Origin of the sequence: Methylorubrum aminovorans (assembly GCF_022179725.1) — a bacterium.
GTDB classification, from domain to species: Bacteria; Pseudomonadota; Alphaproteobacteria; order Rhizobiales; family Beijerinckiaceae; genus Methylobacterium; species Methylobacterium aminovorans.
In genome coordinates, this window is sequence record NZ_BPRC01000047.1 from 1 (window position 1) to 22457 (window position 22457).

Genomic DNA, 22457 nt, shown 5'->3' on the forward strand with positions numbered 1-22457 from the left:
CGACACCTTCGGCTCGAAGCACATCGGCAAGATCTACGGCGTCCTCTACTGCGCCAAGGGCTTTGCCGCTCTGTTCGTGCCGGTCGGCAACCTGCTGATGCAGGCCACGGGTACCTGGTCGTCGGTGCTCTACACCGTCGCCACCATGGACCTGATCGCCGCCTTCCTCGCTGTCGCCGTGCTGCGGCCGATGCTGAAGCAGCACCACGCCGCCAACAACGCGGCGGTGCCGAACGCGGCCCTCGCCCACGCCTGACCCAAGTTCTCGCGGCGCAGTCCGCGAGACCACAGCAAGAGCTCCGCCGGAAACGGCGGGGCTTTTTTCGTTTCGAACGGATCTCCGCAGCACGCCGGTCAAGCGCGCCGGTACGCGATCGGGCAAAGAAAAAGGCCCCGTTTCCGGAGCCTTGGTCTCATCGTCCATCCCATCGGGGTGGGATGGTGGGCGCGACAGGGATCGAACCTGTGACCCCTACCATGTCAAGGTAGTGCTCTCCCGCTGAGCTACGCGCCCCGGCAGGCTGTCCGGGTGGCCCCGGCGTCCTGCGAGGCCGCGGCTATAGCCGGTGCCGGCGGGCTTCGCAAGCGGGGCGTGGACGGAATCTGACGCCATGCGTCGAAACCCTGGGGTGCCACCCTCGCGACCGCGCCCCCCATTGCACGCGGGCGGCAAAAATCGGCTAAGACTGCGCGCACAGACCGGCACGGGACCGAGGACGGCAAGCAAGGATGCGGTTTCTCCTATCGTCCGACGAGGGCGACGTGATCCGGGGTTGGGTGGTGCCGGACAACCCGCAGGCGATCAGCCGGGTCTCCGTCTGCATCGAGGGGCAGCGGGTGGCGGAGGTCTCGGCGATCCATGCCGACCAGAACTTCGTCAAGTTCGGCTGGCACGCGACCGGCCAGTGCCATTTCGAGATCCGCGAGTCCGACGTACCGGGGCTCGCAGGCATCGAGCGGCTCGAGATCTACGACGTCGACACCAACGTGCTGGTCTATCGGCGGCTGCCGCGCCACGGTCTGACAGACAAGAAGGTCATCCTGCTCAACGGGCATATCCGCCCGGAAACGGTGATCCAGACCGCGCTGTATCCCTATTTCCGGCAATCCTATTTCGGGATCGGCCGGTTTCCGGACGAGATCCTGCGGGCGATGTTCGACACCGTCACGCTCGATTCCTGCCTGATGGCCGGCTCGATCATCTTCCCGCGCTACGAGGGGCACTTCGTCCAGAGCGGCGCGCTCACCATGCTGCTCGTCCACGATCCCTTCGTGGAACTGGCCAGCCGCCTGTACTGGCTGCGCGAGCGGGCGAGCATCGCCGCCAACGCGGAGCAGCACTGGCGCCTCGGCAACCTCGTCGAGGCCGCGGCCTTTACCCTTGATTACGATTTCACCGACGCGAAGAGCCTGAAGCGGTTGTTCCGGATGATGCCGGAGCCGGCCTATCACCTGCTCTACAACCCCCTCACTCGCCAGCTCAGCACCCACGTGCCGGAGGACCGGCTGATGCCGGGCAGCTCCATCATCGCGGTCGAGGTCCTGTCGCGCATCGACGTCGTCGGCCACCGCGACTACTTCGAGGCCTTCATGGCCTCGGTGTTCCACCATATCGGGATCGAGGCGCCGCTCCCGCTGCCCCTGCCGATCCCCAACGAGACGCTGGCACTCGCCGAGTTGCTACGCGGCATGCGGTTCGCACGCGACATGGTCGTCTACGACACCGTGCTCAGCGACGCGGTGCGGGCCTCCGTCTCGAAGAACTGGGAGATCTGAGGCGCGATGGCGGAGCAGGCCGAGTCCCTCGCGACACTCGCGGGCCGGGCGCTGCCGGTGCTGGGGACGGACGGAACCGAGACCCGCATCGATCTCGTCGGCGCGGGTCTCGGCGGCGCCTGGATCACGATGCGGTGGCGCGATGCCGGCAGCGGCGGCATCGCCCGCGTCCTGTTCAGTGCGGTCTCGGACAGCGGCGAGACCGTGGCGCTCGCCGAGGAGCCGCTCGGCGGCGATGCCTTCGCCTGGACCGGACGGCTACCGCCGGACGTTGCGGCGCTACGCGTGACAGCCCTGTCGCGGACTTCCCCCTTCCGACTTGAGAATGTCACGATCCGCCGCCGCGGGCGCCTCGGACTTGTCGCGCGGGCCGGCATCCGCCAGCCCGGCCTGACCGCGCAGGCGGTCACCTGGCGCGTCCTCGGCCTGAAGGTCCGCGCCCGCGGGATGATCGCGCGAGCGCTCGCCCACCGGGCCCAGACCGGCTACGCCGCCTGGATCGCCCGGTTCGACCGGATCACGGCGGCGGAGCGCGCGCGCATCCGCGCCGAGATCGCGGGCTGGGAAGCGCCCCCGCTCATCTCCGTGCTGATGCCGGTGCACGATCCCGATCCGCGGGTGCTGGAGGCGGCGATCCGCTCGGTGCGTGGCCAGCTCTATCCGGCCTGGGAACTCTGCATCGCCGACGACGCCTCCACCGATCCGCGCATTCCGCGGCTGATCGCCCGCCACGCCGCCGAGGAGCCGCGCATCCGCTCCCTGCGCCGGGCCGAGAACGGTCACATCGCCCGCGCCACCAACGACGCCCTGAGCCTTGCGGGCGGCGCCTACACCGCCTTCCTCGACCACGACGACCTCATCGCACCGAACGCCCTGTTCGAGGTGGCCGCCGCTCTCCGGGCCGATCCGGAATTGGAGCTGATCTACAGCGACGAGGACAAGGTCGATGCCCGCGGCCGCCGCTTCGAGCCGCATTTCAAGTCGGGCTACGACCGCGAATTGCTGTGGGCCCAGAACTACGTGAACCATCTCTGCGTCGTCCGCACGCAGACGCTGCGCCGGCTCGGCGGCCTGCGGCCCGGCTTCGAGGGCAGCCAGGACCACGACCTGCTCCTGCGCCTCACCGAGGGGCTCGCGGCGGAGCGTGTGCGCCACATCCCCAAGGTGCTCTATCACTGGCGGGCGGCCGCCGGCTCCGGCACCTTCTCCGACCGGGCGCTCGCGCGGGCCGAGGCGGCGCGGCTGCGGGCGCTCGCCGAGGTAGCCTCGCGGCGCGGCGCGCGCGCCGAGCGCGGAGCGCAGGGCTTCAACCGGCTGATCCGTCCCCTGCCGGAGCCGCCGCCGCTCGTCTCGGTCATCATCCCGACCCGCGACCGGGCGGAACTGCTCGCCGTCGTCCTCGACGGCTTGTTCGCGCGTACCGACTATCCGGCCCTTGAGGTCATCGTCGTCGATAACGGCAGTACCGAGCCGGCGACGCGGGATCTGTTCGCGCGCCACAATGCCGAGCCGCGCCTGCGCGTGCTGCCGGCGCCGGGCCCGTTCAACTTCTCGGATCTGTCGAACCGGGGGGCCGTTGCGGCGCGGGGTGCGATCCTGCTGTTCCTCAACAACGACATCGAGGTGCTGGAGCCGAGCTGGCTCACCGAACTGGCCTCGATCGCCAGCGACCCGGAGATCGGCGCCGTCGGCGCCAAGCTCCTCTACCCCGACGGTACGATCCAGCATGGCGGCATCGTCCTCGGGATCGGCGGGATCGCCGGCCATAGCCATCTCGGCCTGCCGGGCAACGCGCCGGGCTACTTCGGACGGATGGGGCTGTCGCAGGAGGTCTCGGCGGTGACCGGCGCCTGCCTCGCGATGCGGGCGCAAGTTTTCTCCGAAGTCGGCGGCTTTGATGCCGCGCATCTAGCGGTCGCCTTCAACGACGTGGATCTGTGCCTCAAGATCCGCGCGGTCGGCTACCGCATCGTCTGGACGCCGCATGCCCGCCTCGTCCACCACGAGTCGAAGAGCCGGGGTGCCGAGGACACGCCGGAGAAGCGCGCCCGATTCGAGGCCGAATCACGGGTGATGCGCGAGCGCTGGGAGCCGGTGCTGCGAGCCGATCCCTACTACAACCCGAATTTTTCCCGCGCGGCGGCGCATTACCGGCTGTAGGCCAGCTGCGGACCCGTTGCGTTGGCGGCGGTTTGCGCCGGCCGCGAACCGGGCTACACACCGCACTGCAACACGCCGGACATGATCCGGTCGGCCGGGCGGAGACATCGATGCGCATCGCGATGATTGGCTCGGGCTATGTCGGCCTCGTCTCGGGCGCCTGCCTCGCCGATTTCGGCCACGAGGTCGTCTGCATCGACAAGGATCCCGACAAGATCGAAGCCCTCAACCAGGGCCGCATGCCGATCTACGAACCCGGCCTCGATGCCCTCGTCGCCGAGAACGTCCGCGCCAGACGCCTCGGATTCTCTACAGACCTCAGACCCGCCGTGGCGCAGGCCCAGGCCGTGTTCATCGCGGTGGGCACCCCGTCGCGCCGCGGCGACGGCTTTGCCGACCTCTCCTACGTCTACGCCGCAGCGCGCGAGATCGCCGAGGCGCTCACCGGCTATGCCGTGGTCGTCACCAAATCGACCGTCCCCGTCGGCACCGGCGACGAGGTCGAGCGCATCCTGCGCGAGGCCCGCCCCGACCTCGATGTCGGCGTCGCCTCCAACCCCGAATTCCTGCGCGAGGGTGCGGCCATCGGCGACTTCAAGCGGCCTGATCGCATCGTCATCGGCGCCGAGGATGCCCGCGCCGCCGCCGTCATGCAGGAGGTCTACCGCCCGCTCTACCTCAACCAGGCGCCGATCCTGCTCACCGGGCGGCGCACGGCCGAGCTGACCAAGTACGCCGCCAACGCCTTCCTCGCCACCAAGATCACCTTCATCAACGAGATCGCGGATCTCTGCGAGCAGGTCGGTGCCAACGTGCAGGAGGTCGCCCGCGGCATCGGCCTCGACAACCGCATCGGCGCGAAGTTCCTGCATGCGGGGCCGGGCTATGGCGGCTCGTGCTTCCCGAAGGACACGCTGGCGCTGGTGAAGACGGCGCAGGATTACGGCACGCCGGTGCGGATCGTGGAGACGGTGGTAGCGGTCAACGACCAGCGCAAGCGGGCGATGGCGCGCAAGGTGATCGCGGCCTGCGGCGGCTCGGTGCGGGGCAAGCGGGTGGCTTTGCTCGGCCTGACGTTCAAGCCGAACACCGACGACATGCGCGACGCGCCCTCGCTATCGATCATCGCGGGTCTTCAGGATGCGGGGGCGCGGATCGTGGCCTACGATCCCGAGGGGATGGAGCAGGCGCGGCCGCTGCTGCAGGGCGTGGCGTACGCCGAGGACGCCTATGGCTGCGCGGAAGGGGCGGACGCGCTGGTGATCGTGACCGAGTGGAACGCGTTCCGGGCGCTCGATCTGGCCCGGCTGAAGGGGCTGATGGCCACCCCCGTCCTCGTCGATCTGCGCAATGTCTACGCGCCCACGGAGGTCGAGCGGCACGGCTTCGCCTATTCCGGCATCGGAATTGCCTAATTGTGGATTCCAATCCGACACCGGTTCGGCGCCCTTTTCGAAGTCGCCTCACCTGTTGAGTCAGGGGCCGCAACTTACAGGAGCACCAACGCGGCAGCTCCCGCCGAGATCGATCACAAGACGAGAGCGGAAAAGATTTTATAAAACCTGACGCAATATTCGCAGTAACCTCGTCACTCAGGTGTCGAAATGGTGTCAGTTTTCGACCCCGCCCTGAGAATGACGACTGATATTTGTTGCTTTGGGCCTTTTGCCACTTTTTGGCCATCAATGATTCACTGATGAATACGTGCCACACAATCTCCCAATCTCTCTGGATTAAGGGAGAGGTTGCAGCCAAGCGGGTTGGACGGTCCTGTCGGTCAGATTAAGAGTGCCTCTTCAAACCTCCGGTCGTCGGCCGCCCTCCATAGGGCGCTGGGGAGAAGCCGAGGTTTCACGAGACATTCGCGGTGCGGGCCATAGGCCCACGCCGAACGGACCCCCGGTCCCTGCTTCACGAGCGTAAACGGATCGACGTGACAAACCGCAAGAACATCGCGATCGTCGGCCGCGCCTGCCGCCTGCCCGGGGCTCAGAACGTCGAGGGGCTGTGGCAGCTTCTCACGGAAGGGCGCTGCGCCGTCTCGCGCATCCCGGAGGACCGCTGGTCGCTTCAGGCCTTCGGCCATCCGCGGGCGCAGGAGCGCGGCAAGAGCTACACCTGGGCCGCGGGCGTGCTCGACGACATCTGGTCGTTCGATCCGGGCGTGTTCGGCATCTCGCCGCGCGAGGCCGAACAGATGGACCCACAGCAGCGCATGCTGCTGGAACTGACCTGGGAGGCGTTCGAGGATGCGGGTCTGCGCCCCTCCGCGGTGGCCGGCAGTCATATCGGCGTGTTCGTCGGCGCCTCGGCCCTCGATTACGGCAATCTGCGCATCCTCGATCCGTCCTCGGGCGATGCCTACGCGGCGACCGGCAACACGCTCTCGATCATCTCAAACCGCATCTCATACATCTACGACCTGAAGGGTCCGAGCTTCACCCTCGACACCGCCTGCTCGTCCTCGCTGGTCGCGCTCAACGCCGCGATCGCGGCGATCGAGGCGATCGAGGCGGGTCAGGTCGACACCGCCGTGGTGGCGGGTGCCAACATCCTGGCGAGCCCGTTCAACTTCATCTCCTTCTCCAACGCGCAGATGCTCTCGCGCACCGGCCTGTGCCAGGCGTTCTCGTCGAGTGCCGACGGCTACGTGCGCGCCGAGGGCGGCGTTGTGCTGCTCCTGCAATCGGCCGAGGCCGCCGCCCGCAGCGGCCGGACCGTGCGCGGCGTGATTGCGGCGAGCGGCGTCAATTCGGATGGGCGCACCACCGGCATCTCGCTGCCCTCCGGCCACGCGCAAGGGGCACTGCTGGAGCAGGTCTACCGCGAGGCGGAGATCGACCTCGATAAGATCGCCTTCGTCGAGGCGCACGGCACCGGCACGCCGGTCGGCGACCCGATCGAGGCCGGGGCCATCGGCTCGAAGCTCGGCAAGCCGCGGCGGGAACCGCTGCCGATCGGCTCGATCAAGACCAATATCGGCCATACCGAGCCGACCTCGGGCCTCGCGGGCCTCCTGAAGGCCAGCCTCGCGCTCGAGAACGATCTGCTGCCGCCCTCGCTGCACGCGCCCGAACTGAACCCCGAGATCCCGTTCGAGGCCCTGAAGCTCGCGGTCAACCGCGCGCCGCTGGCACTCGCCCGCACCAAGGCCGAGCGCTTCGCCGGCGTGAACTCGTTCGGCTTCGGCGGCACCAACGCCCACGTCGTCCTGACCGACCCCGCTCCCGTCGCCGCGGTGGCGAACGACGACCGCGCCCCGGAGATCCTGCTGCTCTCGGCCCAGAGCCGCGCCGCTCTGAACGACCTCGCCCTCGACTATGCTGCCCGCCTCGACGGTGCCGCGCCGGAGGACGCCGCCCGCGTCGCGGCCGCCGCGTTCCACCGCCGCGAGCGCCTCTCGACGCGCCTCGCCCTGCCGATCGCGCCCGGCACCGACGTGCCGGCCGCCCTCCGCGCGCTCGCCGATGGCGAGGAGACCGAGGCGGCCGTCGTCGGCACCGCGGTCGAGCGCCAGGCCGAGGTCGCCTTCGTCTATTCCGGCAACGGCAGCCAGTGGGTGGGCATGGGCCGCGAGGCCTACGAGGAGAGCGCGACCTTCCGCGCCCGCTTCGATCAGACCGACACGCTCTTCGAGAAGCTGTCCGGCTGGTCGCTGAAGGAGGCGATGTTCTCCGAGGATCTCGAGGCGCGCCTCTCCCTCACCCGCGTCTCGCAGCCGCTGATCTTCGCGATCCAGAGCGCCTCGACCGCGGCGCTCCGCGCCAAGGGCCTCGCGCCCCGCTACGTCCTCGGCCACAGCGTCGGCGAGATCGCCGCGGCGGAAGCGGCCGGCATCCTCAGCCTGGAACAGGCGGTGCGGGTCATCTTCTTCCGCAGCAAGCACCAGGAATCGACCCGCGGCTTCGGCACCATGGCGGTGCTGCTCGGCCCGGTCGAGGAGATGGAGGCGTTCCTCGCCGATTATCCCACCCTCGACATCGCCGCCTACAACAGCCCCAAGGCGATCACGGTGGCCGGCCCCGAGGCCGATATCGAGGCCGCGATGAAGGCGCTGGCGCGCAAGCGCCGCCGCGGGCGCAAGCTCGACCTCGAATACCCCTTCCACGGCCGCCTGATGGATCCGACCGAGCGTCCGCTTCTGCGCGACCTCGACGGGCTCAAGGCGTCGGCCGGCCACACCGCCATGGTCTCGACCGTGACCGGCGCGGTGCTGCCCGGCGCGCAGTTCGGCGCCGGCTATTGGTGGCGCAACATCCGCGAGCCGGTGCGCTTCTGCGAAGCGCTGCAGGAGGCGACCCGTCAGGGCGCCCGCGTGTTCGTCGAGGTCGGCCCGCGCGCGACCCTGCTGCCGCATATTGGCGACGCCATCGAGCCGCTGGCCATCGAGGTCGCCTCGGTCGGCGTGATGCACCGCAAGCCCGCTGGCGGGGATCCGATCGCCAAGGCGGTGGCCGCCGCCCTCGTCGCCGGTGCGGCCGTCGATGAGACGCGCCTGTTCGGTGCCGATCCGGCCGGCATCGTCGCCCTGCCGCTCTACCCCTGGCAGCGCCGCCCGTTCCGCCTCGCCGAGACGACCGAGGGCGCCGGCGCCGCGCCGCGGCCCTACCATCCGCTCGCCGGCAACCGGCTCGCGCCCGACGGCCTCGAATGGCACGGCCATCTCGATGCCGCCTTGGTGCCCGAACTCGACGATCACCGCATCGACGGGCAGGTGATCCTGCCCGGCGCCGCCTTCGTCGAGATGGCGCTGCACGTCGCCCGCCAGGCGCTGCGCACCGACGCCGTCACGCTCGCCGACGTCGAGATCCTCTCGCCGATGGTCTTCGCCGAGGATTCCCTGCGCGAGGTGCTGGTGCGCCTGTCCGGCTCCGGCAATCAGATCCAGATCCTCAGCCGCCCCCGCCTGACCCCGACGCCGTGGCAGCTCCACGCCTCGGCCAAGATCATCGAGGGCGATTTCCCGGCACCCGCCCGCCGCGACCTCGCGGTGCCGGCCGAGCACGCGATTTCCGGCGAGGGACTCTACCGCCGGGCACTCGCCTCCGGTCTCGGCTTCGGCGAGAACTTCCGCCAGGTGGCAGCCTCGGCCCGCATCGACGACACCACCATCGTCTCCGAACTGATTTCGGCCGAGGCAGACGAGCGCTACGGCCTCGTTCCGGCGCGCCTCGATTCCTGCTTCCACGGCCTGATTCTGCTCTTCGCCGAGTTGATGGGCGAGGGTGCGACCAAGGCCTACGTGCCGGTGCGATTCGGCGAAGTGCGCCTGCTGCGCCCCGGCGCCGCGATCGCCCGCGCCGAGATCCGTACCCGGCGCTGCAACGAGCGCTCGATCCTGGCCGACTTCACCCTCACCGATGCCGAGGGCGAGGTGATCGCCACGATCCGCGAAGGCCGTTTCCAGGCCCTGCGCGCGCGCAGCGGCAGCGATCTCGACGCCTACGCCATCACCCAAGGGGTCGAGCGCGCCACCGAGCCGACCGCCCTGCCACTGGAACGGCGCCCAAGCGTGGCCGAGCGCCTGCGGCCGAGCCTCGCCGCCGTGACCGCCCCGGATACGGCGGATCTCGGACCCGGCCACCTGCTCCTGGAGGGTTGGGCCACGGCGCTCGCCTACCGGCTGGCGGAAGGGCTCTCCGAGAAGGGCAGAGTCGTGCTCGACGGCCGCCTGCCCGAAGGGCTGCACGCCTGGGCCACCAATGCCCTCTACGCTCTGGAGAGCAGCGGCCTCGCGACACTGGACAAGGGTGTCTGGCGTCTGCGCCGCGACGTGACCCTGCCGGCGCCCGAAGAGACCATGCGCTGGATCGCGGCCGACCATCCGGAACTGGCCGCCGAACTCGTGTTGCTCGCCGACACCACCGCGCTGGTCGGACGCATCGTGGCGGGCGAGGCCGTCACCGCGGCGAGCCTGCCCCCGGCCGCGCTCGACGCCTTCCACCTGCGCGGCGCCACGGCGCGCGCCGCCGCCGAGGTCGTCGCCAAGATCGTGGCGGAGGCGAAAGAGCGCCTGCCGTCGGACCGGGCTCTCCGCATTCTCCAAGTCGGCTTCGGCCCGCTCTCGGCCCGCGCCGCCACGCTCGCCCGTGAGTCTGACGCCCGCCTGACCGTGCTGGAGACCGACCGGCGGCTGGCCGAGCGTGCCCGCCTCGGCCTGCCCGGCTCGGTCGCGGTGACGGAAGCCGCCGATGCCCTGCCCGCCGCGTCCTTCGACCTCGTTCTCGCCAGCGACGTGCTCCACCGCTCCGACAAGACCCTTCCGGGTCAGCTCGCCGCGGCGCTTGCCTCGGGTGGGCTGCTGGTCGCGGTCGAGCCCGGCGCCTCGCTGTTCCGCGACCTCGTCTTCGGCCTCGCGCCGGACTGGTTCGAGCAGGCGGTCGCCGGCATGCCGGTCTCGCGCCTCGACGACGTGACGGGCTGGCAGCGCACCTTGAGCGCCTCGGGCCTCGTACGGGTCTCGGCCGACCGCGCCATCTCGGCCAACGGCGACGACCTGCTGCTGGTGGCCGAGGCCCCGGTCCGTCCGGCCCTCGGCCACGGCCAGAGCTTCGCCTTCGTCGTCGGCTCCGACGACGAGTTTGGCGCCGAGACCGCCTCGTCCCTGGCGACCCTTCTGGTGGCGAGCGGCGTCCACGTCTCGATCATCCTCGATTCCGAGCAATCGCTCATGGAACTCGAGCGTGAGACCCCCGACACGGTGGTGTTCCTGGCCGGCGCCTTCGCCGGCGAGGGCGAGGCGGCGAAGCGGCTGCGCGACCGCTGCCTCAGCCTGAAGCGCTGCGCCGAGCATCTCGGTAGCCGTCAGACCCGCCTCTGGGTGGTCGCCCCCGGCGCCACCCGCGACGCGGGCGGCGAGGCGGCCGCGGTCGAGGCCGGCGTCTGGGCCTTCAGCCGGACGCTCGCCAACGAAGCGGCCAACCTCGACGTGCGCCGGATCGACCTCGCACCGGCCCTGTCCTCGAAGGACGCGGCCGAGCGGCTGCGCGCCCTGATCCTGTCGGGCACCGACGAGACCGAGATCGTGCTCGACGCCGACGCCACCCGCGTCGTGCGCTTCCATCCCGGCCGGGCCGCGCGTGCGGGCGGCGAGGCGGCTCCGGCCGCGCGGCTGGAGCGCTCCAACACCGGCGGTCTCAACGAGATGGTCTGGGGCCCGGCCGAGCGCGCCGCCCCCGGTCCCGGCGAGGTCGAGATCGCGGTGGCCGCCACCGGCCTCAACTTCCGTGACGTTCTCTGGGCGCTCTCGATGCTCCCGGAGGAGATCCTGGAGGACGGCTTCGCCGGCCCGCGCCTCGGTCTCGAAGTCTCCGGCCGCGTCACCGCCATCGGTGCCGGCGTGGTGGACTTCGCCGTGGGTGATTCGGTCGTCGCCTTCGCGCAATCCGGTTTCGCCACCCACGTCGTGGTGCCCGAAATGGTCGTCGCGCCGATGCCGGCGGGCCTCGACCCGGCCGCGGCGGCGACCGTGCCGGTCGCCTTCCTCACCGCCTACTACGCGCTCTGCACCTGCGCCCGACTGCGCAAGGGCGAGTGGCTGCTGGTCCATGGCGGCGCGGGCGGCGTGGGACTGGCCGCGCTCCAGATCGCCAAATGGAAGGGCGCGCGGGTCATCGCCACCGCCGGCTCGCGGGAGAAGCGGGCGCTGGTCGAAGCGCTCGGCGCCGAGCACGTGCTCGATTCGCGCTCGCTCGCCTTCGTGGACGATGTCCGCCGCATCACGGGCGATGGGGTCGACGTGGTGCTCAACTCGCTGTTCGGCGAGATGATGGAGCGCTCGCTCAACTGCCTGCGGCCGTTCGGGCGCTTCGTCGAACTGGGCAAGCGCGACTACGTTGCCAACACCCATATCGGCCTGCGGCCGTTCCGCCGGAACCTGTCCTATTTCGGCGTCGATCTCGATCAGGTGCTCCAGCACCAGGGCGAAGACGGCGCGCGGATGTTCCGCGAGGTGATGGCGCTGTTCGCGGAGGGGGGCCTGCGTCCCCTGCCCTACCAGCCGTTCGCCGCCGACGAGACTTCGGATGCCTTCCGCCTGATGCAGCAATCGGGGCATGTCGGTAAGATCGTCGTCACGCCCCCGGTACCCGGCTCCGTGGCGCGGGTCCGGCGCAACGCCTTCACGGTCTCCGAGAAGGGTGTTCACCTCGTCACCGGCGGCCTCGGCGGCTTCGGCATCGAGGCGGCGCGCTGGCTGGCTGACCGCGGCGCGAAGCGCATCGTGCTCGTCGGCCGCTCGGGCAAGCCGAACGAAGAGGGCCGCGCGGTCATTGCCGAACTCGCCGCGCGCGGCGTGAGCATCGAGACCAGGGCCTGCGACATCACCAGTCGCCGGGCGGTCGAGAAGCTGATCGATGGCATCGAGACGGCGGGCAGCAAGCTCGCGGGCGTGATCCACGGCGCCATGGTGCTCCAGGACGGCCTGATCAACGCAATCGAGCCGGAGACCCTGGAAGCGGTGATTGCACCCAAGGTCATCGGGGCACAGCATCTCGATGCCGCGACGCGCGGGCGAAAGCTCGACTACTTCGTGCTGTTCTCCTCAGCCACGACCTTCATCGGCAATCCCGGCCAGGGCTCGTATGTCGCCGCCAACGGCTTCATGGAGGGCCTGGCCCGCCAGCGCCGCCGCCTCGGCCTGCCGGCGCTCGCGGTCGCCTGGGGTGCCATCGGCGATGTCGGCGTGCTCGCCCGCAACAAGGCGGTGATGGAGACGCTCGCCTCCCGTGTCGGTGTCACGCCGATGGACGCCCGCCTCTGCCTCGACCTGATGGCCGAGTCGCTGGAGGTTCAGGGCACGACGAGTGACGAGGGTGTGGTCGCGATCGCCGCGATGCATTGGGGCAAGGCGCGCGAGCGTCTCGCCACCCTGCGCTCACCGAGCTACGCCAGCCTCGGCGGCGATCAGCAGGCCGAATCCGGCACGGTGGCGGCGATCAATATCGGCGCATTGCTGCGATCCCAGGACATCGATTCGGTCCGCAAGACCGTCTCCGACGCCATTGTCGAGGACATCGCCCGCATCCTGCGCCTGCCGAAGGACGACATCAGCCGCGTGCGCCAGCTCTCCGAGATCGGCCTCGATTCGCTGATGGGCGTGGAGCTGGGGGCGAGCCTGCAGGAGCGCTTCGCTCTCGACGCACCGCCGGCCGGCATCTCCTCGGGGCTCACCGTCAATGAGTTGACCGACACCCTGATCCAGGCGGTGGCGACACCGGTGGATGAGGCGGCGGGCGTGACCCTGACCCTCGCCTCGAAGCATGTCGGCGACCTCGACGCCGCCACGCTGGCGCCGTTCAACGAACTCGTCGAGAAGAACGTCGCGGACATCAAAGAGATCTTGCCATGACCCAGCCGTCACGCCCGCAGGACGGCCGGGCCGCGCTCGCGAGCTTCGTCACCAACCGGCTCGGCCGCACCAACGCGCGGCCCGCCTCCACCGAGATCAAGGCACCGCCGGCCAACGAATCGGCCCAGGATTTCGAGAAGCTGACCGGCTACCGGGAGCTGCGCCTGCAGCGCTCGGCCGCCGACCTGATCGGCCTCGGCAACCCGTTTTTCCGGGTGCACGAGACCCGCGCGGGCGCCAACACCCGCATCGAGGGCCAAACCTACTCCAACTACTCGTCCTACGATTACCTCGGCCTCAACGGGCACCCCGCGGTGAGCGGTGCGGCACGTAAGGCGATCGAGGCCTTCGGGACCTCGGCGTCCGCGAGCCGGATCGTGGCGGGCGAGCGGCCGGGACATCTCAAGCTGGAGCGGGCGCTCGCCGCCCATTACCGCACGGATGCCTGCGTGGTTCTGGTGAGCGGACACGCCACCAACGTCACCGCCATCGGCGCGATTCTCGAAGCGCCGGACGTGATCTTCCACGACGCGCTGATCCACAACAGCGTGGTGACGGGCGCGCAGCTCTCCGGGGCGCAGCGCCGCTCCTTCGCCCACAACGACCCGGCCGCCCTCGAAAAGCTGCTAGAGGCGACCCGGCACGAGCACCGCCGCGCGCTGATCGTGATCGAGGGCCTCTACAGCATGGACGGCGACGCGCCGGATCTGGCCGCCTTCGTCGAGCTGAAGCGCCGCTACGATTGCTGGCTGATGGTGGACGACGCCCACGGGCTCGGCGTTCTCGGCCGCACCGGCGCCGGCCTGCACGAGCATTGCGGGGTCGAGGCAGGTGACGTCGATATCTGGATGGGCACGCTGTCGAAGACGCTGTCCTCCTGCGGCGGCTACATCTGCGGTCCCTCGGCGCTGATCGAGTACCTGAAATGCACCGCGGGCGGCTTCGTCTACAGCGTCGGCATGTCGCCACCGCTGGCCGCCGCGGCCGAGGCCGCACTGACGGTGATGCAGGCCGAGCCGGAGCGGGTGGAGCGGCTGCGCCGCAACGGCAACCAGTTCCTGGCGCTGGCCAAGAAGCACGGGCTGAACACCGGTTCGAGCCTCGGGCTCGCGGTGATCCCGATCATCGTCGGCGATTCGCTCAAAGCCGTGACGCTCTCCGACCGCCTGTTCAAGCGCGGCATCAACGTGCAGCCGATCATCCACCCGGCGGTGCCGGAGCGCTCCTCGCGCCTGCGCTTCTTCATGACCTCCGAGCACACACCGGAGCAGATCGCCCAGACGGTGGCCACGGTGGCGGAAGAGCTGTCCGCGCTGGAGACCGGCGCGACTCTGATCGAGCAGCTGATGGCCCGCCGGGGGGCGTGAGGCTCCCACCCATCCCCTCATCCTGAGGTGCCGGCGCGCAGCGGCGGCCTCGAAGGATCCTCCATATCCCGCGCAATCCCTGGAGGATCCTTCGAGGCCCGCTGACGCGGGCACCTCAGGATGAGGTCGAGATTGGGATCGGCGATCAGCGCCCCGCTAGCCAGATGACGTGCCGCGCCCCGCGCTTGCCGCGCGCCCGGGTGCCGACTTCCTCCACGGAAAACCCCGCCTGTCCAAGCCGCCGGGTGAAGGCCGCATCGGGATGGGCCGACCACACCGCCAGCACGCCGCGGGGGCGCAGGGCCGCGCGGGCGGCACCGAGGCCGGCCGCGTCGTAGAGGCGGTCATTGGCGCTGCGGGTGAGGCCGTCGGGGCCGTTATCCACGTCGAGCAGAATCGCATCCCAGGCGCCCGGCTGCGCGCGGATCACCGCGGCGACATCGGCCTCGCGGATCGTCACGCGCGGATCGTCGAGGCTTCCGCCGGTCAGCGCCTCCATCGGTCCGCGCGCCCAGGCCAGCACCGCCGGGACGATCTCGGCCACGGTCACCTGGGCCGTCGGCGGCAGTACGCTCAGCGCCGCGCGCAGGGTGAAGCCCATCCCGTAGCCGCCGATCAGCACCCGCGGCGCCGTCAACCCGGCGATGCGCTCGGCCGAGAGCCGCGCCAGCGCCTCCTCGGATCCGCTGAGGCGGCTGTTCATGAGCTCGTTGCGGTCGAGCTGAATCGAGAACTCGGTGCCGCGGCGCATCAGGCGCAACGTGCCGGCCTCGCCGGGGATCGGGGCGGTGTCGAGGTGCTCCCAGGGGATCAAGGGCGGTCTCGCGGGTTCGTCAGGGTGGTGCTTCGGTACAAACGAAAACGGCGCGGGATGCTCCCGCGCCGCCGATCTCATGGTTGGGACGAACGCCCAAAAACTACATCCCGAACTGAACCTGCCGGCTGTTGCCCTTCTTCAGGTTGCGGAAGCGGGCCATCGCCCAGAGCGGGAAGAACTTCGGGTAGCCGTGGTAGCGGAGATAGAACACCCGCGGGAAGCCGGTGGCCGTGTAGCGCTCCTCGCTCCACAGCCCGTCCGTCCCTTGCGTGCGCATCAGGTAGTTGACGCCGCGGGCGACCGCCGGGTCGTCCACCTCACCGACCGCCATGAGGGCGAGCAGCGCCCAGGCCGTCTGCGAGGCCGTCGAGTAGCCCGGCTCGAATTCGGGGTTGAGCTTGTAGGAGGAAGCGTCCTCACCCCAGCCGCCATCCGGGTTCTGGATGCGGATCAGCCACGCCACCGCCTTGCGGATCTCCGGCGATTGCGGATCGACGCCGGCGGCGTTCAGCGCGCAGAGCACCGACCACGTGCCGTAGATGAAGTTCATGCCCCAGCGGCCGTACCAGCTCCCGTCCTTCTCCTGGTCGTTGAGCAGGTAGGTCACGCCGCGGTCGAGCGCCCGGCTGGTCTCGCGGGTTTCACCGAGCTGCGACAGCATCGAGACGACGCGGGCGGTCACGTCCGCGGTCGGCGGATCGAGCAGCGCGCCGTGATCCGAGAACGGGATGTGGTTGAGGTAGTGGTGGTTGTTGTCGGCGTCGAACGCCGCCCAGCCGCCATCGGCGCTCTGCAGCCCCTCGACCCATTCGCGGGCGCGGGCGATCGAGGTCGAGTAGTCCGGCATCCCACTGACCAGACCGTGCTGACGCTGGGCGCGATCCATCGCCATCACCACCACGGCGGTGTCGTCGAGGTCGGGATAGTGCGGGTTGGCGTACTGGAAGGCCCAGCCGCCGGGGCGCACGTTCGGCTTGGTCTCGGCCCAGTCGCCCTTGATATCGAGGATCTGCAGGGGCTTCAGCCAATCGAGACCGGCGCGGGCATTGGCCTCGGCCTGGGCGCCGCCGGCCTCCAGCATGGCGTGGCTGGTCAGCGCCGTGTCCCAGACCGGCGAGAGGCAGGGCTGGACATAGGCCTCGTCATCCTTCTCGGCGACGAGCTTCTCGATGGCTTCCAGCGCGATCTTCACCTGCGGGTGGTCGGGCGGATAGCCGAGCACCTCGTACATCAGCACCGAGTTGACCATCGACGGGAAGATGGCGCCGAGTCCGTCCTCGCCGTTCAGGCGCTCGGAGACCCAGGCCACCGCCTTGTCGATGGCGCGCTGGCGCGGCACCTTCGGGAAATGGTCCTGCGTCTTCTGCAGCACGCGGTCGATGGCGCCGAAGATCGGCGTCCACGGCCAGGTGGCGTGGGGCGAGCCGGGCCAAGTCCGCACCGACTCGGGCGGCGTCACGAACAGTTCGGCCACGCCGACGCCGCGCGGGTTCTTGGCCCGCGGCTTCTTGGCCTGGATCACGAACAGCGGCACCATGGTGCAGCGGGCCCAGTAGGACACCTTGTCGAGGTGGAAGGGGAACCACTTCGGCAGGTGCATCACCTCCACCGGCATCACCGGCACCGCGGTCCACGGCACTTCGCCGTAGAGGGCGAGCAGGATGCGGGTGAAGACGTTGGCGTTGGCCGCACCGCCCCGCTGGAGAATCGCCTTGCGCACCGCGCGCATGTGCGGCGCCTCGATGTCGTCGCCGATCATCTTGAGGGCGAAATAGGCCTTCACCGACGCGCTCATGTCGAACGGGCCGTCATGCACCAGCGACCAGCCGCCATGCACCTTGGACTGGGTGCGGCGCAGGTAGTTGCCGATCTTGGCCTCGAGCCCGTCGCGCGGCTCGGTCCCACGGAACTGGTGGAACAGGATGTACTCGGAGGGGATGGTCGCATCCGCCTCAAGCTCGAAGCAGATGTGGCCGTCGGCCTGGGTCATCTCGGTGAGCGCGCGTGTGGCGCTCTGGACGCCGCGCTCGACATCGTCGAGAGACACGTCGCGGGTCTTGGGACGCTGCAGCGTCTCGACCTTGTTCGCGGCCGCCTCACGCATCGTTCTTGCCTCGCTCGCCTGTCTCGGTGCCGTCGTCATATCCTTCAAGCGACTCCCTGTGCCTGTGCCCGTCCGCACATGCCGGTGCGGAACAGGGCTTGCGCGGCATTCGTCCCGGATCGGATCGCCCCCTCGATGGTCGAGGGCAGCCCCGTCTCCGTCCAATCGCCGGCCAGAACCAGATTCCGGGTGCGCGTCGCCGCGCTGGGGCGACGCGCGGCCTCAGCGGGCGTCGCCGCGAAGGTCGCCCGCTTCTCCTTGACGATCTGCCAGTTAGGCAATTCCCGTGCAAGTCCGTTGAGTTCCGCGATCTCAACCCAGATCCGGCGCGCAAGATCCTCGCGGCCGTCCTCCAGCAACCGGTCGGCATTGCTGATGGTGACCGAGAACCGATCGGGATAGGCGAACAGCCACTCGGTCAGGCCACCGACCACGCCGAGGATCAGCGGTGCGCCCTCCGGCGGGCGCACGGCGAAATGCGCGTTGACGATGGAGCGGAATTCCTGCGGCGCCGGCGTACCGGGCAGGAGTTCGCTCGTCACCCACGGCGGCAGGGCCAGGACGACCGCGTCGTCGGGGCCGACCACGACCGGCTCGTCGGTGAAATCGAGGCGTTCGACGCGGCTCTGGCCGAGGGCGATCGCCCGCAGGCGCCGGCCGTACCGGATCTCGGCGCCGTGCTCCGCGAGGTAGCGCAGGGCCGGATCGACGAAGGCGGTGGACAGGCCCTCGACCGCGATGAGCGGACGGCAGGCGCGCCCGCCGGCGCCCAGCGTCTCGCGCAGGATGGTGGCGGCGAGCCCGACATCGCTGTCGCGCGGATCGGTGTTGAGGGCGGCGACCAGGACCGGGTGCCAGAGCCGCTCGTAGAGCGGACCCTCGCAGGACATCTTCTCACCGATCGTGCCGCTCTGGCCCGGCTTGTTACCGGAGGCGGCCATCATCAGGGACACCGGGGCGAGATAATCCCGCGCCCGCGTGCCCGGCACGCGCCGGCCCGCCCGCAGCACCCACCAGGGCAGGCGGCCCTCGTTCGGGCGCAGGGTCCAGCGCTCGCCGGTGCGGAGGTCTGCGAAGGGGAAGGCCGCCTCGTCGGGGCCGGTGAGCGCATCGTCCGGCGCCCCGATCAGGCGCAGGAAGTCGAGCGACGAGCGGTTGCCCGACAGGAGCAGGTGGTTGCCGTTGTCGATGGTCAGCCCGAGCGAGGGGTCGTAGTAGGAGCGGCAGCGACCGCCCGCCTGCTTGGCCGCCTCATGCAGCACGACGCGGCTGCCCGCCTCCGCCAGGGAGACGGCCGCCGAAAGTCCGGCGAGTCCCGCGCCGACGACGTGAACCGTACCGGTCATCACACAATCCCGTGGCGCAGGGCGACGAGGAGGAGGGCGAGCTTGCCCGGCTTCACCCGCGCCCGCGGGGCCGCCCAGCCGCGTTTCACCACGGCGTCGAGATAGAGCCGGTAGGCCGCCGCCATCAAGCGAGCCGCCTTGGTGGCCTGCCGCGGGCTGCGCTCGATGATCGCCCAGGTCTGGCGGTAATGCTCCTCCGCCTCGGCGGCGACCGCCGCGCAGACCTCACCGAGGCGCGGATGCGCCAGTGCGCTCTGCGGCGTCGGGGTCATCAGCCCGATCTTGTGGAATTTCTCCATCGGCAGATAAAGGCGCCCGCGCTCCGCATCCTCGTCGATGTCGCGCAGGATATTAGTGAGCTGCAGCGCCCGGCCCTGGTGCCACGCGAGCCGGATGCCATCCTGCTCCGGCATGCCGAAGATGCGCACCGAGAGCCGCCCAACGGCGCTCGCGACACGGTCGCAATAGAGGTCGAGCTTGGCCTCCGAAGGGGCGACGATGTCCTCCTCCGCATCCATCGCCATGCCGTCGATGACCGCCTGGAAATCCTCGCGCTTGAGCCCGAACCGGCGCATCGGCTCTTCCAGCGGTTTCACCCGCGGCGGCGGGTTGCCGGCGTAGAGCGCGTCGATATCGGCCCGCCAGCGGTCGAGCTCGGCCGCGCGGACCTCGCGCGGGCCGCCATCGTCGGCCACATCGTCGACCGAGCGGCAGAAGGCGTAGACGGCATACATCGCCTCGCGCCGCTCCTTGGGGAGCAGGCGCATCGCCGTGTAGAACGACGAACCGGCGGCCGGCAGGGCCGGCGCCTCAGCGGTCTCCGAAATCGGGCTGGCGGTGGCGCTCATCGGCCGGCTCCGGCGGGACGGGACGCGCGCGACCGGAACGGGCGGCGCACCAAAGTGGCGGCGATGCCGCCGAGCGCGGTGAGCGCGAAGGCGGCCTTGCCGTGATGGACCTTCTCCGAGAGGGGATCGCGGGTCAGCAGGCCCTTGGTCAGGACGACGGCGAGCCGGTGGATCGCGGCGATCTCCAGGCTCAGGCGGAAGTCGTCGATTTGGTTCGGCAGCGGCGCGCCCTCCTCCAGCAGCACCAGGGTGCGCTCGGCGAGTTCGCGGATCACGGCGTGGAGTTCCGGCGCGGCGCGGTCGGCGCCCAGCATCGACACGTCGGCACCGTGCCGCCGCATCACGTCGAGGGGGATGTAGACCCGGTCGAGACTCCGAAAATCCTTGCCGCAATCCTGGAGGTGATTGAGCACCTGCAGCGCGGCGCAGATCGCATCCGAAGTTTTGTAGACCCGCGACGGATCCTCACCGTGCACATCGAGCACGAAGCGCCCGACCGGCATCGCCGAGTAGCGACAATAGTGGATCAGCTCGTCCCAATTCTCGTAACGAGACTTGCGCGCATCCATCCGGAAGGCGTCGAGCAATTCGAGCGCGTGGGTCGGCGGCAGCTTATGCGCCGCGAGTTCGCGCTTCAACGGTTCGACCGAGGGGTCGGAGCCACCCTTGCCGGTGAGCGCGTCGGCGAGCGCGTCGAGCATCTCGATCTTGTGCTCAGGCGCCAGCCCGGTGTGGTCGGCGACGTCGTCGCCGGCCCGCACGTAGTTGTAGAAGGCGAGGATCGCGCCGCGGTTACGCGGGTGGATCAGGTGCGAGGCGACGGGAAAGTTCTCGTCGCGCTCTCCCTTGCCGGTGCGCGCATCGGTGGCGGTCTGCAGCGCGGCGCTCATTTCATGTACCCCGCCTGACGGAACCAGCGAATCGCATCCTCCAAGCCCTGGCGGTAGGGCCGCGCGGAATAGCCGAGTTCCGCCCGTGCCTTGGCGTCGGAGAAGAACATCCGGTACTTCGACATGCGCACGCCGTCGATGGTGGCGAGCGGCGCCTTGCCGGTCACCCGCGCGATCTGCTCCGAGATGAAGGCGATCGGGTAGATCACGGCGTAGGGCAGCCGCGTCGTCGGCGCCTTGCGGCCGACGATGGCCGCGATGTCGGCGAGCATCGTCGCCAGCATCACGTCCTCGCCGCCGAGAATGTAGTGCTCCCCGACCCGGCCCTTGCGCAGGGCCAGGAGATGGCCGGCGGCCACGTCGTCGACATGGGCGAGGTTGAGGCCGGTATCGACGAAGGCCGGGATCTTTCCTTGGGCCGCGTCGAGGATGATGCGGCCGGTCGGCGTCGGCTTCACGTCGCGGGGGCCGATCGGCGTCGAGGGGTTCACGATCACGGCGGGCAGGCCGTCCCGGGCCACCATCTCATCGACCACGCGTTCGGCTACCACCTTGCTGCGCTTGTAGGCGCCGATGGCGGTCTCCGGCGTCAGCGGCCGGGTCTCGTCGGCAGGCGTGCCGTCGTCATGCGGTTTGATGGTCGCGACGCTCGACGTGTAAACGATTCGCTCGACGCCGGCCTTGAGCGCCTCCTCCATCAGGATGCGCGTGCCGTCGCGGTTGGTCCGGACGATCTCCTCCATGTCCGGCGCCCAGAGCCGGTAATCGGCCGCGGCGTGGACGAGGTAGCGCTGGCCGCGCATGGCGCTCGCCACCGCCGCGCGGTCGCGCATGTCGGCCTCGACGATCTCGACATCGGGCCAGATCAGATTCGTGCGCGGCGAGGAGGCGCGCACGGTGATGCGCACGGTGAAGCCGGCCGCGCGGAAGACGTCGACCAGGGCGGCGCCGAGGAAGCCGCTGGCACCGGTGATCAGCACCGGCCCCGCCGGGAACGGGCCGCTTTGGGTCGGCTCTGTCATCGTGCTCGCGTGATTCACGGGTGATCCCGCCTTCCGGTCACAGGACCAGCAGGCGAGCGGACGCGCCGCTCCGTCGACGCACCCGATTTCGGGCCGGACGGCGCGGCGCTTGTCTCACTGATGACGCGGTGCGGCAAGCACCGCGCCGTTCTCGTCCGTCGACGCCCCGGCTGATCAGGCCAGACGCAGGCGCCCGGCCCGGCTGCCCTTCTGCTCCGGCAGAGCGGCGCGCACGGCCTTGAGGATGCCCTCGGCGTCAAGCCCGGCCTCGGCGTACATCTTCTCCGGCTTGTCGTGGTCCTGGTACAGGTCCGGCAGCGTCAACGTCCGCACCCGGACCCGGCCCGCATCCAGAACGCCCCGCTCCGCCAGCAGGTGCAGCACCATCGCGCCGAAGCCGCCGACCGAGCCCTCCTCCACCGTCACCAGAACCTCGTGGTGCATGGCCAGATCCACGATCAGCTCCGCGTCCAGCGGCTTGGCAAAGCGCGCATCGGCCACCGTCGCCGCAACACCCTCCGCCTCCAGCGCATCGGCCGCCTTCAGGGCCTCCGACAGGCGCGTGCCCAGAGACAGCAGCGCCACCCGCGCGCCCTCCGGACGCCGCACCACACGGCCGCGGCCGATGGCGAGCGGCTCACCCTTCTCCGGCAGTTCGACGCCGACGCCCTCGCCGCGCGGGTAGCGCAGGGCGATCGGGCCCGAATCGTGCGCGTGGCAGGTCGCCACCATGTGCACCAGCTCCGCCTCGTCGGCGGCCGCCATCACCGTCATGTTC

General features: G+C 70.0%; 12 protein-coding genes, 1 tRNA gene and 1 pseudogene. 6 read left to right on the top strand and 8 right to left on the bottom strand.

What is annotated here, in order from left to right; all coding sequences use genetic code 11:
- A pseudogene (locus tag MFF24_RS27025) lies at nucleotides 1–256 on the top strand (oxalate/formate MFS antiporter); the annotation flags it as partial.
- Nucleotides 257–439: 183 nt separating this feature from the next.
- Here the strand turns inward: MFF24_RS27025 and MFF24_RS27030 are convergent.
- Nucleotides 440–514, bottom strand: a tRNA-Val gene (locus MFF24_RS27030).
- 215 nt (nucleotides 515–729) lie between these two features.
- Between MFF24_RS27030 and MFF24_RS27035 the strand changes: the two genes are divergently transcribed.
- From MFF24_RS27035 to MFF24_RS27055, 5 genes are all read left to right on the top strand, one after another.
- Complete coding sequence (locus MFF24_RS27035) at nucleotides 730–1776, top strand: hypothetical protein (RefSeq protein ID WP_238228994.1); 1047 nt, start codon at nucleotides 730–732, stop codon at nucleotides 1774–1776.
- 6 nt (nucleotides 1777–1782) lie between these two features.
- On the top strand, nucleotides 1783–3936 hold the full coding sequence (locus MFF24_RS27040) for a glycosyltransferase family 2 protein (protein ID WP_238228995.1): 2154 nt from the start codon (nucleotides 1783–1785) through the stop codon (nucleotides 3934–3936).
- Nucleotides 3937–4046: 110 nt separating this feature from the next.
- Nucleotides 4047–5351, top strand: coding sequence for a UDP-glucose dehydrogenase family protein (locus MFF24_RS27045; protein WP_238228996.1), 1305 nt, complete (start codon nucleotides 4047–4049; stop codon nucleotides 5349–5351).
- A 518-nt stretch (nucleotides 5352–5869) separates the two neighbouring features.
- The gene (locus MFF24_RS27050) at nucleotides 5870–13285 is read left to right on the top strand and encodes a type I polyketide synthase (RefSeq protein ID WP_238228997.1); all 7416 of its coding nucleotides are present in this window, start codon (nucleotides 5870–5872) and stop codon (nucleotides 13283–13285) included.
- Nucleotides 13282–14652 carry an aminotransferase class I/II-fold pyridoxal phosphate-dependent enzyme gene (locus MFF24_RS27055; RefSeq protein WP_238228998.1) on the top strand — a complete coding sequence of 457 codons (1371 nt, stop codon included), beginning with the start codon at nucleotides 13282–13284 and terminating at the stop codon, nucleotides 14650–14652. Before MFF24_RS27050 ends, MFF24_RS27055 begins: the two co-directional genes overlap by 4 nt.
- Nucleotides 14653–14797: 145 nt before the next feature.
- Here the strand turns inward: MFF24_RS27055 and MFF24_RS27060 are convergent, their stop codons facing one another.
- The 7 genes from MFF24_RS27060 to MFF24_RS27090 all read right to left on the bottom strand — a co-directional run.
- Nucleotides 14798–15466, bottom strand: a complete 669-nt coding sequence (locus tag MFF24_RS27060) for a polyamine aminopropyltransferase (RefSeq protein ID WP_238228999.1) — start codon at nucleotides 15464–15466, stop codon at nucleotides 14798–14800.
- A gap of 103 nt (nucleotides 15467–15569) precedes the next feature.
- Nucleotides 15570–17573, bottom strand: a complete 2004-nt coding sequence (shc, locus tag MFF24_RS27065) for a squalene--hopene cyclase (RefSeq protein WP_238229000.1) — start codon at nucleotides 17571–17573, stop codon at nucleotides 15570–15572.
- A gap of 44 nt (nucleotides 17574–17617) precedes the next feature.
- Nucleotides 17618–18919 carry a hydroxysqualene dehydroxylase HpnE gene (hpnE, locus tag MFF24_RS27070; RefSeq protein ID WP_133088200.1) on the bottom strand — a complete coding sequence of 434 codons (1302 nt, stop codon included), beginning with the start codon at nucleotides 18917–18919 and terminating at the stop codon, nucleotides 17618–17620.
- On the bottom strand, nucleotides 18919–19767 hold the full coding sequence (hpnD, locus tag MFF24_RS27075; RefSeq protein ID WP_238229001.1) for a presqualene diphosphate synthase HpnD: 849 nt from the start codon (nucleotides 19765–19767) through the stop codon (nucleotides 18919–18921). Before hpnD ends, hpnE begins: the two co-directional genes overlap by 1 nt.
- Nucleotides 19764–20657: a squalene synthase HpnC gene (hpnC, locus tag MFF24_RS27080; protein ID WP_238229002.1), complete on the bottom strand. Its 894-nt coding sequence runs from the start codon at nucleotides 20655–20657 to the stop codon at nucleotides 19764–19766. Before hpnC ends, hpnD begins: the two co-directional genes overlap by 4 nt.
- Nucleotides 20654–21679, bottom strand: coding sequence for a hopanoid-associated sugar epimerase (hpnA, locus tag MFF24_RS27085; RefSeq protein WP_108939873.1), 1026 nt, complete (start codon nucleotides 21677–21679; stop codon nucleotides 20654–20656). Before hpnA ends, hpnC begins: the two co-directional genes overlap by 4 nt.
- 174 nt (nucleotides 21680–21853) lie before the next feature.
- Nucleotides 21854–22457, bottom strand: a 604-nt coding sequence (locus MFF24_RS27090) for a transketolase C-terminal domain-containing protein (protein WP_283214558.1), incomplete at its 5' end; no start/stop codon positions are given.

Bases quoted from the DNA above. Each gene is read 5' to 3' on its own strand.
- hpnC (WP_238229002.1), bottom strand. From the start codon at position 20,657: ATGAGCGCCGCGCTGCAGACCGCCACCGATGCGCGCACCGGCAAGGGA.
- MFF24_RS27035 (WP_238228994.1), top strand. From the start codon at position 730: ATGCGGTTTCTCCTATCGTCCGACGAGGGCGACGTGATCCGGGGTTGG.
- shc (WP_238229000.1), bottom strand. From the start codon at position 17,573: ATGCGTGAGGCGGCCGCGAACAAGGTCGAGACGCTGCAGCGTCCCAAG.
- hpnD (WP_238229001.1), bottom strand. From the start codon at position 19,767: ATGAGCGCCACCGCCAGCCCGATTTCGGAGACCGCTGAGGCGCCGGCC.
- MFF24_RS27055 (WP_238228998.1), top strand. From the start codon at position 13,282: ATGACCCAGCCGTCACGCCCGCAGGACGGCCGGGCCGCGCTCGCGAGC.
- hpnE (WP_133088200.1), bottom strand. From the start codon at position 18,919: ATGACCGGTACGGTTCACGTCGTCGGCGCGGGACTCGCCGGACTTTCG.
- MFF24_RS27040 (WP_238228995.1), top strand. From the start codon at position 1,783: ATGGCGGAGCAGGCCGAGTCCCTCGCGACACTCGCGGGCCGGGCGCTG.
- hpnA (WP_108939873.1), bottom strand. From the start codon at position 21,679: ATGACAGAGCCGACCCAAAGCGGCCCGTTCCCGGCGGGGCCGGTGCTG.
- MFF24_RS27045 (WP_238228996.1), top strand. From the start codon at position 4,047: ATGCGCATCGCGATGATTGGCTCGGGCTATGTCGGCCTCGTCTCGGGC.